The sequence below is a fragment of the Streptomyces tyrfis genome, from assembly GCF_037034285.1.
Taxonomy (GTDB): domain Bacteria; phylum Actinomycetota; class Actinomycetes; order Streptomycetales; family Streptomycetaceae; genus Streptomyces.
The window spans coordinates 10,843-27,047 of sequence record NZ_JBAGJZ010000059.1 but is presented as its reverse complement, the minus strand read 5'-3'; the positions used below and the strand labels follow the sequence as shown (position 1 = coordinate 27,047).

Here is a 16,205-nt window from a genome sequence, read left to right as displayed (position 1 = left end):
AAAGGCGGTCGTCACCCGCCCCGTCGCGATGCGTGGACGGCACTCCGCGGACGAAGCTCCGCAGCGCGTGCTCCGCAGTACGCCTTCGCGGCCGGCGCTCCGCGCTCCGTGGTACGGGCCTCGTGCCCCGTGGCACGCGACCGCGTCGGGGCGGGTGACGTCGCCTCCGAAACCGCGTCAGGCATCGCGCGAGCGGGGGGCACCCCCCTGGTGCCGTGGCCGGAATCGGACGTCGGACGTCGGACGTCGGACGTCGGACGTGAGACCGGTTCGTCGAGGGCGCTCGTCGTGTTGTCGGTGGCATGACTTATCCTTCGCTCACTCGCCACACGCGCAGCACGGATCGCACACATATCGGTCGTCGTCGACCGGCTGCTCGCAGTGGCCCCACACTCGTTCCGGGGGGTTCGAAACGACCGTGCGCATACGCGCTCTCCCGGCCGCCATCGCACTGGCGGTCCTCTGCAGCTCGGCGGTGCTCACCGCCGCACCGGCGTCCGCCGACTCCACCAGGCCCGTCGCGATCTCCGACGTCGAGGACACCGTCGTCGACGGCCTCCACCAGCGGCTGTACTTCAGCGACCGGTACGCGAACAAGATCGTCGTCACGGACCACACCGGCAGGGTCGTCACCGCCATCACCGGCCTGGCCGGGGTCCGCGACCTCGAACTGAGCCCGGACTCGGGCACGTTGTACGCGGCGGTCCAGGACGCGGACCGGATCGTCGCCATCGACACCGCGACGCTCACGCGGACCGCCGAGTACCCGACCGGCGAGAAGACCCGCCCCTCCCGTCTCGCCTACGCCGACGGCAGGCTGTGGTTCGGGTACGGCGAGCAGTGGGCCGCCGGGCTCGGTTCGGTCGACGTGACCGCCGAGACCCCCGCGGTGACGCTGGACCTGGCGGCCGGTCATCGCTTCTCGGGCCCGCCCGACCTCTACGCGAGCCCTAACAACCCGGGCACCCTGCTCGCCCTCGATCCCCACATCAGCTCCGCCCCGATCGTCGTCTACGACATCTCCTCGGGCACCCCGGCGATCCGGGTGTCCGCCCAGAAGGGCGGCTTCTACCACGACGCCGCGCTCACCCCCGACGGTCGCTCGGTCGTCGTGGCCGGGCCCGGTTCACGGGCGCTCACCGAGTACCGGCTCTCGGACCTGGAAGAGGTACGCACCTACCCCGTACGCGACCAGCCGGAGACGGTCAGCGTCGCTCCGGACGGCACGGTCGCGGCGACCGTGCTCGACACCGGCGACCTCGGCGACACATACGTCTTCCCCCGGGGCGGCGACGGGCCCGCCAGCGTCCGCAACCTGTCACACGCGTGGATGCCCTGGCCCGGACACGCGATGAACTGGTCGGCCGACGGCGCGAAGTTGTTCGTGCTGACCGGGTACGGCAGCGACACCCGGTTCCACGTCGTCGACGAGCCCCGCAAGTACGTCGGCACGCTCACGGTCGACGCCCCCGCCACCGCCGCCCGCGCGAAGCCGCTCACCGTCAAGGGCTCGCTCACCACCGGCCTGCCGCTGCCCGCCGGGACCCCGCTGGCCGTCACCCGCACCGACATGGAGTCGCCGAAGGGTAAGTCGCTCGGCACCAAGCCCCTCGGCGCGAAGGGCGCGTTCTCCTTCACGGACACCCCGCCGGCCGGCGGCAAGGTCACGTACAAGGTGACGTACGCCGGTGACGCCGCGCACACCCCGGTGACCGCCTCGGACACCGTGGACGTCTCCCGCGCCACGCCCGCGCTGACGTTGAACAACAACGGCAAGGCGTACGACTACGGCAAGTCCGTCGCGTTCACGGCGCACCTCGGCACGACGTACAAGAACCGCGACGTCGAGATCTGGGCCGACCCGTTCGGCGCGGACAAGCCGAAGAAGCTGGTGAAGTCCGGCAAGGTCAACTCCAGCGGCAACCTGTCGGTCACCCTGAGCATGACCCGGGACACCGCGGTCACCGCCGTGTTCAAGGGCGACTCCCGCTATGCCGCGCGGTCGGTCAAGTCCACGGCGTACGCCCGGGTGAAGGTCTCGACGGCGCTGTCCAAGCACTACAAAACGGGCAGGATCGGCTCCGTGAAGTACCACTACTTCCGCAAGAACACCGACGTCATCGCCACGACGACGATGAGCTACGTCAAGGGCCGCAAGCAGCGGCTCCAGCTCCAGGTGTACTACCGGGGCAAGTGGTACGACGGCGGCACCGAGTACTTCAGGCTCGGCGGCAACGGGAAGTCGGCCGTCAACCTGGGGCACTCCGGCAAGTCGGGCGTCCGTGCCCGGGTTCGCTCCTCGTACATCGACCCCGGTTCCGGAGACTCCGTGAACACGACGACGCACGGGGCCTGGAAGTACTTCGTCTTCACGGGCTGACGGGCGCCGGCTCCATCGGCCCGGACGGCGCCGCCCGGCGGGCGGGCAGCCGTCAGGGGCGGCTTCCGAAGCCGTCGCGTTCTCCCTGCGGGCCGCCGCCCTTCGCCGGGGCGGCGGCCGTCCTGTCCGGATACAGCTCATAAAACCTGGACTCGCGGCGGGAAAACATGAGTCCATGGGATCCGCGCGGGCCGGGTCGGCGTGTCGGGGAAGCGGAGGAGGTCGTCCATGTCCAGGCGTCGCATACGGGTTCCGAGTGGCCGGCTGTGCGCGGGCGTGGTGGTCGGGGTCGCTGTCGGGCTGCTGACGCTGTGGCTGCTCATGCTCCTCGGGCGCGCCCTCTACACCAGGAGCGGCGCGTGGGGGTTCCTCCTGATCGCGGGGGCCGGCATCGTCGTGGGCTGTGCCGTCGCGTTCGCGCGCAGGGGCGCCGAGATCGGGGCCTCGTGGGGACTGCTCGCCGCGATCGCGGCCATGTTCTTCTGCGCGACGCACATGGAGTACCTCTCCTCCAACGCCCTGCACGACCGGGGCCGCGAGGTCTACGGCCTCATACAGAAGGAGACCGGCTCCGCCATGCCCAACCCGAGAGACGGCAGCCCCGGCGTGTACTCCTACGCCGTCTCCTGCCCGGGAATCCCCCCACAGCTTGATCTGTCCATCACGGGAAGAGAGTTGGAGGTCGGCAAGGTGTACCTGATGACCATCGACCCGCAGAGCAGAGTGCGCCCCGCCCTCGGCCCGAGGCCCGGAACGGACGTCGTTCACCTCGTCTGGCAGATCATCTGCGCGGTCTTCATCATGTTCTTCTGGCTCGCCGCCGTCGTCGTGGGCTTCGATCCGGACGAAGTCGCCTGGTGACGCGCATGGGCACGGACGGCGGGCCGTGGACGGTCACCCCGGTCGGCCACCCGGTCGCCCAGTCGCCCAGTCGCCCGGTCGCCCCCAGCCGGTCGCCCGGTCGGTCACCCGGTCGCCCCGGCGGAGTCGGCCGTCCGGCCCGTGATCAGCGCCTGCAGCGCCGGTGCGTAGAGGTCCGCGAGGTGTTCGGGGGTGGCCCGGGAGCCGGCGCCGTCGCGGTGGAGACTGAGGGTGGCGCCGAGGCCGAGGAGGTGACCGGCGATCAGCTCCGCGCGCAGCGCGGACTCGGGACCGTGCAGGCGTGCGGTCAGGACGTCGGTGACCTGTTCGTGGAAGCGGTCGCGCAGCAGGGAGCGTTCGTCGCGGTTGCCGAGTGAGAAGACGACCCGCAGCAGGGGGTCGGACTGCTGCTCCCGGCGACGGTTCACCAGCGTCACCACCAGGTGCCGGCCCAGTACGCCGAGCGGCGCGTCGAAGAGCTCCGCGGCGGCGGGCCCGAAGTCGGCGACCGTGTTGAAGAGCTCCTCCTTGCGGCCGAAGTGCTTGACGACCAGGGACGGGCTCACTCCGGCGTCGGCCGCGATCCCCCTGATGGTCACATCGGCGTACGGGCGCTGGGTGAACGCCCGGCGGGCGGCCCGCAGGATCGCGTCCCGCCCCGTGCCCGGATCGGCGGAGGCGGGAGCGGAGGCCGGGGCCGGTGCTGGTGCCGCGGCGGCGGCGGCCTGGCCGCTGATCATGCGTCCTCCTGGATCTCACCGGCCCTGCGGGGCCCGCGGTTCACTGGTCCTGCCGGGCCCTCGGTCTCACTGGCCCGACCGGGCCCGCCGGTCCTCCTGGGCCGTAGGGCCCGGCGTCGGCCGCGCCGCGTGCGCCCGGGTGGCCGGGGCCTCGGCGCTCCCCTCGACCGTACCCGTCGTGACGCCGCGGCCGCCCGGCAGGCACAGGGTGACCAGCAGCGCCGCGAGGGCCGCGCCCGCCGCGATCAGGAAGACGAGCTGGTACGCGTGGAGCGTCGGGGCCGCCCGGCCTGCCACCCGGAACGTGAGGCCGGAGAGGACCGCGGCCACCGTCGCGCTGCAGCAGGCCTGCCCGATCGACCGCATCAGGGTGTTGAGACCGTTGGCCGCGCCCGTCTCGCCGACCGGGACACCGCGCATGACCAGCGCGGGCAGCGCCGAGTACGCGAGAGCCGTACCCGAGGCGACGACCGTCGCCCCGGCGATGATCAGCCAGAGGCTGTGGCTGGTGAAGTACCGCACCACATAGCCGGCCGCGATCACCGCGCCGGCCAGCGCCAGGCTGACCTTCGGGCCGTACTTCCCGGAGATCCGGGCCGAGACCGGGGAGAGCGCCACCATCATCACGCCGCCCGGCAGCAGGCACAGCCCGCTGACGACGAGCGAGGCGCCGAGCCCGTATCCCGTCTCCTTCGGCTCCTGCACCATCTGGGCGGTGACCAGGGAGTTCGCGTAGAAGGCGAAGCCGATCAGCAGGGCCGCGACGTTGGTGAGCAGCACGGCCGGGCGGGCGGAGAGCCGCAGGTCGACCATCGGGGCCGGGACGCGGAGCTCGTACGCGCCCCAGGCGAGCGCCACCACGACGGCGGCCGCCAGCAGACCGACCGTCCGGGCCGAGGTCCAGCCCCAGCCGGCGCCCTGGGTGACGGCGAGCAGCAGGCAGACCAGGGCGGCGGACAGGCCCAGCCCGCCGACGGCGTCGAAGCGCCCCCGGGTGCGGACCGGGGACTCCGGCACGCAGCGGAGCACCAGCAGGATGTCGAGGGCCCCGATCGCCCCGGAGACCCAGAACATGGTGTGCCAGTCGAAGTTCTCCACGACGAGCGCGGCGACCGGCAGACCGATCGCCGCGCCGATGCCGAGCGTGGAACTCATCAGCGCCACGGCGGACAGCACCCGCTCGGGCGGGAGTTCGTCGCGCAGGATGCTGATGCCCAGCGGGGCGACGGCGAGCGCCGCGCCCTGCAGGGCGCGGCCGGCGATCAGGACGCCGATGTGGGAGCTGACCGCGCACAGCACCGAGCCCAGCACCAGGACCAGGAGCGAGGCGACGAGCACCCGCCGTTTGCCGTACATGTCGCCGACCCGGCCCAGGACGGGCGTGAAGACGGCGCCGGTGAGCAGAGTGACGGTGACCAGCCAGCTGGCGGCGGCCGGGGTGGCGCCGGTGAGGCGCGGGATGTGCGGCAACAGCGGCACGACGATCGTCTGCATGACCGCGACCACCACGCCGCAGAAGGCCAGCACGCCGACGGCGAGACGGGGGTGGGGGGCGGGGTTCCTGGTGGTGCTCGGGGCGGATATGTCCGCGGGCATGGCTCTCCGTACGGTGCGTCGGCGACGGGTGTGCGTGCTGGGCCGCATGCCGCCCCACGACAGGGGTGCACGCCTGTTCACCCCCTTCAGGGTAAACGCCTGTGCACCCCCTCGGCGACGGGGAGTACGGGGATCGCGTTAGCCTCGGAGTGCCGGGCCGCCGGGCCCGGACAGACGGAAGAGAAGGCGAGGGTGGCTGCGATGGCGAAGGTTCCGGCAGCGGCGGTGGCGGCGAGCGGACTGGTCGGCGGGTACGCGGTCGCCCGGTGGACGGGGAAGCGCCCGCTGGGCGGGGTCGCTCTCGCCGTGGCGGGCGGCATCGCCGCGTACGAGTGGAACCGGCAGGCCGGACCGCGCGCGGCGGCCGCGCTGACCGGCGCGTATGTCGCCGCGTTCATCGGTTCGCACCCGCTGGCCAAGAGGATCGGCGCCTGGCCGTCCGTCTTCGCCGTGGCGGGCGGGATGGCCGCGGCGTCGTGCGCGGTCACCAGCTGCTCCGGCTCCGCCTGCGCCGGACGGGGCCGGTGCGGCCAGGGTACGGGCACGGACTGACCGGACGCGGGGTGGCGAGCGGGGCGTGAGCGAGGGGTGAGCGGGGCGCGACGGCGGGCGGAAGCGGAGTGACGCCCGGCGTCCGGCGCCCTGGGACCATGACCCGCCACACCTGGCGGCCGACGCCCCGGGACCATGACCTGCCACGCCCGGCGGCCGACGCCCCGGAGCCGTGAGTGGCCCGCGACGCCCGGTGCCCTGCGCGGGCTCGCGCCCCGCCCCGCCCGGGTCCGCCGCCGTCGGCTATGCCCCCAGCGCCCAGGTCACCGTGTGGATCAGGAGCCCGGCCAGCGCGCCGACCACCGTGCCGTTGATCCGGATGAACTGCAGGTCGCGGCCGATGTGCGCCTCGATCTTCTTCGAGGTCTGGTCCGCGTCCCAGCTCGCGACCGTGTCGCTGATGAGCGAGGTGATCTCCGCGCGGTACGTCGTGACCACGTACACCGCCGCGTCCTCCAGCCAGCCCTCCAGCTTGGCCTGCATCCGGCCGTCCGTCGCCAGCCGCGCGCCGAACGCCAGCAGTGAGGCCCGCGCCCGCACCCGCAGCTGGCTCCGCTCGTCCTCCGCCGCCGCGATGACCATCGAGCGCACCGCCGACCAGGCGGACGCGATGACCTCCTGGACCTCCTCGCGCCCCAGGATCTCCGACTTGAGCCGCTCCACCCGGGCCCGGGTCTCCGGGTCCGTCCGGAGGTCGGCCGCGAAGTCGGCGAGGAAGGTGTCGATGGAGGCGCGCGCCGGGTGCCCCGGCATGTCGCGCATCTCCGTGACGAAACGCAGCAGCTCCTTGTAGACCCGCTCCCCCACGCGCTTGTCGACGAACCTCGGCGTCCAGCCCGGGGCCCCGCCCTGCACCGCCTCCATCACCGAGTCGCCGTGCAGCACCAGCCAGTCGTGGGCGCGCACGCAGATCAGGTCCACCATCCTGCGATGGCCGCCGTCGGCGACGACCTTCTCCAGCATCCGGCCCAGCCCGGGCGCGATCTCCACCGCGTCGGCCCGCCGGGTGATCGCCTCGCCCACCACGGCCTGCACATCGGAGTCCCGCAGCACCGTCAACGCGCCGCGCAGCGCGGTCGCCATTTCGGCGGTGACCCGGTCGGCGTGGGCGGGCTCGGCCAGCCAGGACCCGAGCCGGCCGCCGATGGCGAGGGCGTGTATACGGCCGCGCACCACGTCGCCGGAGAGGAAGTTCTCACCGACGAAGGACCCCAGGGACTGTCCGAGCTGGTCCTTCTTGGTGGGGATGATGGCGGTGTGCGGGATCGGCAGGCCGAGCGGGCGCTTGAACAGGGCCGTGACCGCGAACCAGTCGGCCAGCGCGCCCACCATGCCCGCCTCGGCGGCCGCCGCGACGAAGCCCGGCCAGCCGCCCACCCCGGCGTTCCCCGCCCAGGTGGCGAGCGCGTACACGAGCGCGACCAGCAGCAGCAGGCCCGTGGCGGTGGCCTTCATCCGGCGCACCCCGCGCCGCTTCTCCTCGTCCGCCGCCGTGTACGCGAACGCGGCGAGCGGGGCGGGCCGGCCACCGGGCCCGGGACGGGCCTCGCCCGTCCTCCGCTCCGGGGCGCGCTCCGGCCGCCCCGGTCCCGGTTCGCCGAGGCCGGTCCTGTCCATCCGTTCCATCGCTCCACCCGTCCGCGTACGCCTCACCCCCCTGGTGTTCCGTACGCATTGTGCCTACCTGTCCTACTCCTGCGGCGCACGTCGAGTTCCCGGCGCCTGCCCCATCATGGGACCAGTCCGACCAGCACGAGGAGAAACCCCGTCCATGCCCAGGCGTCAGGGATACGGCCTGCTCACCGCCCTCGTGGCGGCCACCGCCGCGCTCGCCGCCGGGGCGGCATCCGCCGGCTCCCCGTTCTTCTCCGCGCCCCCGCCGCGCCCCGGACACGGCTCCGGCGCGGGCGCCGCGGCCCCGGCGGCCGTGCCCGCCGACGCCGACGGCTCCTGGTTCGGGACCTGGTCGGCGGCACCCGTGGCCGGGGCGACCGGGGCCCGGCGCGGCGGGGCCCGGTCGTCGCGTACCGTCCACAACGTCGTGCACACCAGCGTCGGCGGGGACGCGGCGCGCATCACCCTGTCCAATCTCTTCGGGACGCGTCCGCTGCTCGTGGACCGCGCGGCGGTCGACGCCCGGCCGGTGACGTTCCACGGCGCCGCCTCCGTGGCGATCGCCGCGGGCGGGCAGGTCGTCAGCGACCCGGTCGCCGTCCCGGTCGCCGCCGACTCCGATCTCGTCGTCACCGTGCGCGCGCCGACCGCCGAGGGTCCCGTGACCGCGCACCCGCGCAGCCACCAGACGTCGTACGTGGAGGAGGACGGCCGGCGCGTCCGGCGCACCGGCGACTGGCTCCACCTCACCGCCGTCGACGTGCACAACGCGACCGCGGCCGGGACGATCGCGGTGATCGGCGACTCCCTGACCGCCGGCACCGGCTCCACGACGGACGCGAACAGCCGCTGGCCCGATGTGCTCGCCGACCGGCTGCACGGCCGGTACGGGGTGGTCAACGCGGGCATCGCGGGCAACCGCCTGCTGCGCGACGGCACCGGCGTACGGGCGACCGCCCGGTTCGACCGCGACGTCCTCGGCGTCGCCGGGGTGCGCACCGTCGTCGTCGCCCTCGGCATCAACGACGTGCAGAAGTACCCGCAGGAGGCCGACCCCCGGCGGATCGCGGACGCCCTGCGTTCCCTGACCCTGCGCGCCCACGCGCGCGGACTGCGGGTCGTCGGGGCCACGCTGATGCCGTACGGCGGGTACCCCACCTGGACGCCCGCGCGGGACGCCGTACGGGAACGCGTCAACCGGCTCATCCGGGCGGGCGGGATCTTCGACGCGGTCGTCGACTTCGACGCGGCGGCCCGCGATCCGCACGACCCGGCCCGGCTCCGCCCCGGCTACGACTCCGGCGACCACCTCCACCTGAACGACGCCGGCTACCGGCGGCTGGGCTCGTCGGCGACCTGGCCGGATCCGGCGGCCATGACGGCGACGCCGGAACACCGGCAGCCCGTCGGCGGCCGGTTCTGACACGCGGCACTCGGCGCGCGGCACGGCACGCGGCACTCGGCACAGGGCACAGGGCGCACGACCAAAGTGCTCACGTCCACGGCCGAGGGTGCTTACGGGACGTCCCCGCTCACGGACGTCCCCGCACGCGGGACGCCCCGTCTCACCGGGCGTCCCGCTCCTCGCCCTTCTCCAGCCGCCCGCGCTCGCGCCCGCTCCCCTCCTCCAGCCTCCGCGCCCGCTCCGCCTCCTTGAGCCGCTGTCTCTCCGCCTTGCTCCGCTTGCGCTCCACGCCGACGCCGCCCATCAGCGCGAACCCGGTGATCCGCACCCGGGGCGAGTCCGGCGAGGGAACGCCCTCGTCCTTCGTGCTCTCCCCGAAACCGCCCATGATGCCGACGCCTCTGACCTCGACGTTCAGCTCGGGCGGAACCGTCACATGCATGCCGCCCATGATCGTGAAGCAGCGGATGACCACTTCACGGTCCTCGAAGTTGGCCTCGCGCAGGTCGATTTCACCGCCGCCCCACATCGCGAAGCCGGTGAACTTCCGGCCCACCGTCCAGTTGCCCCGACGACTGAACCCGCCCCAGAACGCGAACGCGCCGCCCGACGTGGCCGGCTTGCCGATCCGGTCCGCCCAGCGCAGCCCCGAACCGGTCCGCGCGGGAGCCGATGCGGGGCCCACCGGGTCCAACTGCGTTCCGGGCCCGGGGAGGTCACGGACGAGCGGTTCCAACTCCCTGTGTGTACGCGCCTTGTAGGCCGCTTCGAGCCGCTGCTCGAACTCGTCCATCTCCAGCCGTCCCTCGGCCAACGCCTCGCGCAGGGTCTCGGCGATGCGCTCCCGCTCGGCATCGGAGGCGCGCATTTCAGGAAGGTCACTTGTCATACCGCGAAGCCTATTGAACGGGGTCGCCCCTCGTCACCGCTCGCCCCACCGACGGCCGCCGCCGCCCCACCGACGGCCGCCGACCGCCCGAAGCGCAGCGCGCCGCCTCCCCGCGCGTCCCGCCGCGCCCCCTCCCGCCGCGCCTCCCCCGCCCCTGCGCCTCCCCCGACCCCGCGCGCCCCCTCCCGACCGGCGCGCCTCGACCCGCGCGTCCCGCTACGCGCCGTCGGCCGACGCGTACATCTTGGCGATCACCGCCTCGATGTCGGGCTCCCGCACCGACAGATCGACCAGCGGATAGTCCGCGGCGATCCGGGCGACCAGCGGCGCGGCCGACTCCGAGGCCGGGAAGGCCAGCCACTGGCGGGGCCCCTCCACCTTGACCGTACGGACGGACGGCGCCGACTCCAGCCGGATGGGCGGGAGCGGGCGCTCCAGGTCGACCACCAGCGTCCGCTCGCTCCGCCCCACCTCGTGCAGCCCGGCGAGCGGTCCGTCATACATCAGCCGGCCGTGGTCGATCACCATCACACGCTTGCAGAGCTGCTCGATGTCCGTGAGGTCGTGGGTGGTCAGCAGCACCGTCGTGCCGCGTTCGGCGTTCAAGTCCCGCAGGAATCCACGGACCTTGGCCTTGGAGATCACGTCGAGCCCGATCGTCGGCTCGTCCAGGTACAGCACCTCGGGATCGTGCAGCAGCGCTGCGGCGATGTCGCCGCGCATCCGCTGTCCCAGCGACAGCTGCCGCACGGGAACGTCCAACAGCTCGCCCAGTTCGAGGAGTTCGACGCACCGCTCCAGATTCTCCCGGTAACGGGCGTCGGGGATCCGGTACATCCGGTGCATCAGCCGGTACGAGTCGCGCAGCGGCAGGTCCCACCACAGCGTGGTGCGCTGCCCGAACACCACGCCGATCCGCTGCGCCAGCCTCGTACGCTCCCGGGACGGGTCGATGCCCGCGACCCGCAGTCGGCCGCCGCTCGGTGTGAGGATGCCGGTCAGCATCTTGATCGTGGTCGACTTCCCGGCGCCGTTGGGGCCGATGTATCCGACCATCTCGCCGCGCGGCACCCGGAAACTGATCGAGTCGACCGCCCGCACCCGCCGGCGCTCCGCGCGCAGGAACCCGGTCCTGCGCCGCACGTCGAAGACCTTCTCCACGTTGTCCAGCACGATGAAGTCGGCGTCGGGGCCCACGCCGGAATCCACGCCGGGCCCCGCATCGGAGACCGTGTCGGCGGCGGTCCGGACACGCTCCCCCGGGCGGGCGCCGGTCCCGGCCTCCACCGCTCCTCCCGCGGCCCCTGTCCTCGCCGCCGCCGCAGCGCCGTCCGTCTGTGCGTCCATGTCCATCTCCGAAGTCCTCCGCCCGCTCCGTACGTCTCGCCCCGCCCCCGCCCCGTCCGGCCCGCCCTGCGGGCCCCGCGCCGTACCCTCGGTCGCCCGGCCCCGGTCGCCCGGTCAGTTGCCCGTGCTGCGGTACGCGCGCAGGCCCTTGCGCCAGGCCAGGCCCGCGCCCACCCAGCACAGGGCGGCCACCGCCGGGGGCAGGAACGCCACCCACTCCGGCAGCCTCAGCGGATACTCCCGGCCCAGCACGTACAGCGCGGGCAGCCAGTTCACGAACGCCAGCGGCACCACGAACGTCACCCCGCGCACCAGATCCTTCGCGAAGATCGACGGCGGGTACTGGAGCAGTGTGTTCCCGCCGTACGTGAAGGAGTTCTGCACCTCGGAGGCGTCCTGCGCGACGAACTGGAACGCCGCCCCGGCCACGAACACCGCCCCGTAGATCGCCGCCCCGCTCAGCAGCATCAGCGGGATCATCGCCGCCTTCAGCGGGGTCCAGGCGATGTCCAGCGTCACCAGCGCGTACCCGAGGACCAGCACGCCCTGGCTGGTCCGCCCCAGCCTGTGCAGCGCGAACCGGTCCGCCGCCACCTGGGCCAGCACCGGCGCCGGCCGCACCAGCAGCGTGTCCAGCGTGCCGTCGCGCACCCGCCGCCCCAGCCGGCCCATCGAGCCCATCACCATGTCCGTGATGCCGAACGCGGTGCCCGAGGCCCCGTACAGCAGGGCGATCTCCGGCAGCGAATAGCCGCCCAGCGCGTCGACGTGCGCGAACATCAGCACGATCGCGACGAAGTCGAAGGCCGTCGCGGTGAAGTTCCCGAACGCCGTCATCACGAACGAGGCCCGGTACGCCATCGTCGAGCGCAGCCACATCATCGCGATCAGCCCGTAGGCCCGGACGCCCTCGACGAGCCGGGACCGCTCGGCGAACACCGCCTCCGGCCAGTCCGCCACCGCCGTCCTCCCGGGTGCCGCGACCGTTCCCTCCGCCACCACCGCCCCCTTCCCGTCCCGGCCCGCCGGCCCGGCCGTGTCCGGTGTCCCGTGCGCCTCAGCCACCCTGGACCACCACCCTCCGCGTCGCCGCCGACTGCAGCAGCCGCCCCGTCAGCAGCAGCGCCAACGCCCAGCCGCCCTGGAACGCGTACGCCTCCACCAGCCCCCATCCCGTGTGCCTGCCGAGGAACACATCGGCCGGCACCTGGAGCAACGAGGACCAGGGCATCAGCCGCGCCGCCTCGCCCAGGATCCCCGGGAACAGCGTCAGCGGCAGCAGCATCCCGGAGAAGAACAGTCCGGCCAGGGACGTCACCAGCGACACCCCCGCCCCGTCCATCAGCCAGAACGCCGAGAGCGCCACCAGATAGCGGATCGCGAAACTGACCACCACTCCCAGCGCCACCGAGACGAGGAAGGCCGCCCACACCCCCACCGAGCCGGGCAGGGCCAGCTCGAAGGCGAGCGAACCGATCACCATCGGCACCACGCCACGCCCCAGCAGATGAAACGCGGCCCGCCCCAAGTCGCTCGCCAGCCACCAGAGCTGAAGGTCGACCGGGCGGTAGAGGTCGACCGCCACATCACCCGTGCGGATGCGTTCGATCAGCTCGTCCTCGAAACCGCCGCCCATCATCGAGCAGGTCATCAGCAGCGCCTGCCCCAGCCACACATAGGCGAGCGCCTGCGGCATGTCGTAGCCGCCGAGGTGCGGGCGCGCGTCCCACAGCGCCACATACGCGTAGGTCATGATGAAGCCGAAGACGGTGTTGGTGAACACTCCCGCCGCCGTCGCGATCCGGTACGTGGCGTAACGGCGGAAGCCTCCCGCCGCCACCATCGCGTACAACCGCACAGCACCGCTCCCGTCACCCGGCTGCCGAACCACCGTCAGTCGCCAAAGCGCATGACGCTAGTCCGGTCCCGGCGACCGCCGCCACCGCTTTTCCGTAGTCGATCCGGTGCTTATGTCCAAGAAAAGTGCACTATGGGGGAAGTGACCGCTGCCGAGGAGTCTGCACCGACATGAGCGACGAGCCACAGCAGCCGGGCGGAGGGCGCCGCCCCGGCAACCGGCCCCCCGGGCAACCGTCCCCCCGCACCGACCAGGGCACCGGCGGCACCGCCACCGACAGCACCGGCCACCCGGGCGACGCCGGCGGCAGCGCCGCCCCGCACGCCGACGGCGGCCCCGGAGGCCCGGACACCGCGCCCGACGCGCCCGACGCACCCGGACGGCCCAAGCGGGCCCGCCGGAGCCGGACCGCGTCCGTGCTGCGGACCGTCACCGGGACCGTGCTCCTCCTCGCGCTGCTCCTGCTCGGCGGCCTCGTCGCCGGGTACGAACTCGTCGACATCCCGGCCGCCAACTCCAGCGCCACCGCGCAGTCCAACGTCTACCTCTACCGGGACGGCGGAGTCATCGCCCGCTCCGGCAAGGTCAACCGGGAGAACGTCAAGCTCTCCCAGGTCCCGCTCACCGTCCAGCGCGCGGTCCTCGCCGCCGAGGACCGCGACTTCTACTCCGAACGGGCCATCGACCTCAAGGCCATGGCCCGCGCCGCCTGGAACACCGTCAGCGGCAAGGGCACCCAGGGCGGATCGACCATCACCCAGCAGTACGTCAAGAACTACTACCTCGGCCAGGAACAGACCGTCGTCCGCAAGGTCAAGGAACTGTTCATCTCGGTCAAGCTCAACCGCGAACAGCCCAAGAGCGCGATCCTGGAGGGCTACCTCAACACCAGTTACTTCGGCCGCAACGCCTACGGCATCCAGGCCGCCGCCCAGGCGTACTACGCCAAGGACATCGGGCAGATCACCACCGCCCAGGGCGCCTACCTCGCCTCCCTGCTCAACGCCCCCAGCGCGTACGACGTCGTCGTGCACCCCGGGAACCGGGCCGCCGCCGTCGCCCGCTGGAACTACGTCCTCGACGGCATGGTCAAGGAGAAGTGGATCAGCCCCGCCGCACGAGCCGCCATGACGTTCCCCGTCCCCGGCAAGGTCAGGCCGCACACCGGACTCTCCGGGCAGCGCGGCTACATCGTCCAGGCCATCGACGACTACCTCACCGACCACGGCGTCGTCGACGAGAACACCCTGGCCGCCGGCGGCTACCGGATCACCACCACACTGGAGCGCAAGAAGCAGGAGGCGCTCGTCAAGGCCGTCACCGACCACGTCACCTCCCGGACCAGCGCCCAGCGCCCCGTCGACCGCCACGTCCGCGTCGGCGGCGCCTCCATCGACCCCGCCACCGGCCGGGTCGTCGCCATGTACGGCGGCGTCGACTACACCAAGCAGTACGTCAACAACGCGACCCGGCGCGACTACCAGGTCGGCTCCACCTTCAAGCCCTTCGTCTTCGCCTCCGCCGTCGCCAACGGCTCCACCACCCAGGACGGCCGGCGCATCACCCCCGCCACCGTCTACGACGGCGCCAACAAGCGCATGGTCCAGGGCCCCCGCGGATCCACCGGCTACGCCCCCTCCAACGAGGACGACCGGAGCTACGGCCGCATCACCGTCAGCACCGCCACCGACCGGTCCGTCAACGCCGTCTACGCCCAGATGGCCCAGGACGTCGGCCCCGCGAAGGTCGGACAGACCGCCGTCGCCCTCGGCATCCCCAAGAACACCCCCGACCTCACCCCGACCCCGTCCGTCGCGCTCGGCGTCGCCACCCCGAGCGTCCTGGACATGACCGAGGCGTACGCCACCCTCGCCAACCACGGCGAGCACCACACCCGCTTCCTCGTCGACAAGGTCAGCAAGGCCGACGAGGACCTGCCGCTCCCCGGCCGCAGCACCACCCGGGCCGTGCCGCGCGAGGCCGCCGACACCACCACCTGGATGCTCCAGAACGTCGTCGAGGACGGCACCGGCACCGCCGCCCAGTCCGCCGGCCGCCCCGCCGCGGGCAAGACCGGCACCACCGAGGAGGACCGGTCCGCCTGGTTCGCCGGCTACACCCCCGACCTCGCCACCGTCATCTCGGTCATGGGCCAGGACCCCGCCACCGGCGCCCAGAAGTCGCTCTACGGGGCGCTCGGCCTGTCCCGCATGAGCGGCGGCGGCCCGCCCGCCCAGATCTGGGGCCAGTACACCGGGGCGGCACTGCTCGGCAGCACGGCCAAGAACTTCGACCTCCACCTCGAAAGCGGCTTCGACGAATCCGACGTGTACGCCGAGTGGGAGACCGGACCCGACGACCCCGGACGGCGGTTCGACGACTTCTACGGCGCGCCGCACCGCCGCGGCTCCTTCCCGCCCGGCCGGACGGAGAACGGCGGCTACGGCGACGGCCGGTACGACGGCCCGCGCGGCGAGGGCCGCCACGACTACCGCCCCGGCGCCCAGGGCACGCCCGCGCCCCGGGAGACCGGCACGCACCCGGTCACGCCGCCGCCCCCGAGCGCCTTCCCGCACACGGCGGGCCCGCCGCCCGCGACCGCTCCCGCGCCCCCGGCGGCGACGACGCCGCGTCAGTGACCGGAGGTCGCCTTCAGGCCCACCACGGCCACCAGCAGCAGACAGACGAAGAAGATCCGGGCGGCGGTCACCGGCTCGTTCAGCACCACCATGCCGAGCACCGCCGCCCCGGCGGCGCCGATGCCGACCCACACCCCGTACGCCGTGCCGATCGGCAGGGTCTTCGCCGCGTGGGACAGCATCATCATGCTCGCCACGATCCCGAGGCCGGTGAACACGCTCGGCCACAGCCGGGTGAACCCCTCGGTGTACTTCATCCCGATCGACCAGGCCACTTCCAGCAGACCCGCGACGACCAGCAGAACCCACGCCATGACGGCACCT

The 16,205-nt window shown here is 73.0% G+C and carries 13 protein-coding genes; 5 read left to right on the top strand and 8 right to left on the bottom strand.

From position 1 onward, the window contains the following. Positions 1-418 precede the first annotated feature (418 nt). Both WA762_RS31450 and WA762_RS31445 read left to right on the top strand, forming a co-directional pair. The gene (locus WA762_RS31450; RefSeq protein WP_335940328.1) at positions 419-2,380 is read left to right on the top strand and encodes an NHL repeat-containing protein; all 1,962 of its coding nucleotides are present in this window, start codon (positions 419-421) and stop codon (positions 2,378-2,380) included. Positions 2,381-2,608: 228 nt separating this feature from the next. Next, a complete protein-coding gene (locus WA762_RS31445) occupies positions 2,609-3,241 on the top strand; it encodes a hypothetical protein (RefSeq protein ID WP_335940326.1) in 633 nt (210 codons plus the stop codon). A gap of 104 nt (positions 3,242-3,345) precedes the next feature. Here the strand turns inward: WA762_RS31445 and WA762_RS31440 are convergent, their stop codons facing one another. Together WA762_RS31440 and WA762_RS31435 are read right to left on the bottom strand one after the other, a co-directional pair. Next, a complete protein-coding gene (locus tag WA762_RS31440; protein ID WP_335940323.1) occupies positions 3,346-3,981 on the bottom strand; it encodes a TetR/AcrR family transcriptional regulator in 636 nt (211 codons plus the stop codon). 66 nt (positions 3,982-4,047) lie between these two features. Beyond that, entirely contained in the window at positions 4,048-5,577 is a 1,530-nt protein-coding gene (locus WA762_RS31435) for an MFS transporter (RefSeq protein ID WP_335940321.1), read from the bottom strand. Between the two features lie 201 nt (positions 5,578-5,778). On the opposite strand from WA762_RS31435, the gene WA762_RS31430 reads away from it, so the two are divergent. Continuing rightward, positions 5,779-6,129, top strand: coding sequence for a hypothetical protein (locus tag WA762_RS31430; RefSeq protein WP_335940319.1), 351 nt, complete (start codon positions 5,779-5,781; stop codon positions 6,127-6,129). A 243-nt stretch (positions 6,130-6,372) separates the two neighbouring features. Here WA762_RS31430 and WA762_RS31425 read toward each other — a convergent pair whose 3' ends face one another. Beyond that, the gene (locus tag WA762_RS31425; protein WP_335940318.1) at positions 6,373-7,755 is read right to left on the bottom strand and encodes a DUF445 domain-containing protein; all 1,383 of its coding nucleotides are present in this window, start codon (positions 7,753-7,755) and stop codon (positions 6,373-6,375) included. A 145-nt stretch (positions 7,756-7,900) separates the two neighbouring features. On the opposite strand from WA762_RS31425, the gene WA762_RS31420 reads away from it, so the two are divergent. Further along, on the top strand, positions 7,901-9,166 hold the full coding sequence (locus tag WA762_RS31420; protein WP_335940316.1) for an SGNH/GDSL hydrolase family protein: 1,266 nt from the start codon (positions 7,901-7,903) through the stop codon (positions 9,164-9,166). Between the two features lie 142 nt (positions 9,167-9,308). Here WA762_RS31420 and WA762_RS31415 read toward each other — a convergent pair whose 3' ends face one another. From WA762_RS31415 to WA762_RS31400, 4 genes are all read right to left on the bottom strand, one after another. Further along, positions 9,309-10,016: a DUF1707 SHOCT-like domain-containing protein gene (locus tag WA762_RS31415; protein WP_335940360.1), complete on the bottom strand. Its 708-nt coding sequence runs from the start codon at positions 10,014-10,016 to the stop codon at positions 9,309-9,311. A 237-nt stretch (positions 10,017-10,253) separates the two neighbouring features. Continuing rightward, positions 10,254-11,390 (bottom strand): ABC transporter ATP-binding protein, encoded by a 1,137-nt coding sequence (locus WA762_RS31410; RefSeq protein WP_335940315.1) that lies wholly within the window; start codon positions 11,388-11,390, stop codon positions 10,254-10,256. 108 nt (positions 11,391-11,498) lie between these two features. Then, positions 11,499-12,344, bottom strand: coding sequence for an ABC transporter permease (locus WA762_RS31405; RefSeq protein ID WP_335940358.1), 846 nt, complete (start codon positions 12,342-12,344; stop codon positions 11,499-11,501). Between the two features lie 97 nt (positions 12,345-12,441). Next, positions 12,442-13,242 (bottom strand): ABC transporter permease, encoded by an 801-nt coding sequence (locus WA762_RS31400; RefSeq protein ID WP_335940313.1) that lies wholly within the window; start codon positions 13,240-13,242, stop codon positions 12,442-12,444. A gap of 170 nt (positions 13,243-13,412) precedes the next feature. Between WA762_RS31400 and WA762_RS31395 the strand changes: the two genes are divergently transcribed. After that, complete coding sequence (locus WA762_RS31395) at positions 13,413-15,881, top strand: transglycosylase domain-containing protein (protein WP_335940312.1); 2,469 nt, start codon at positions 13,413-13,415, stop codon at positions 15,879-15,881. Here the strand turns inward: WA762_RS31395 and WA762_RS31390 are convergent. Further along, the gene (locus tag WA762_RS31390; RefSeq protein WP_335940310.1) at positions 15,875-16,195 is read right to left on the bottom strand and encodes a DMT family transporter; all 321 of its coding nucleotides are present in this window, start codon (positions 16,193-16,195) and stop codon (positions 15,875-15,877) included. The two genes, WA762_RS31395 and WA762_RS31390, sit on opposite strands and share 7 nt — an antisense overlap. Between the last annotated feature and the right edge of the window lie 10 nt (positions 16,196-16,205).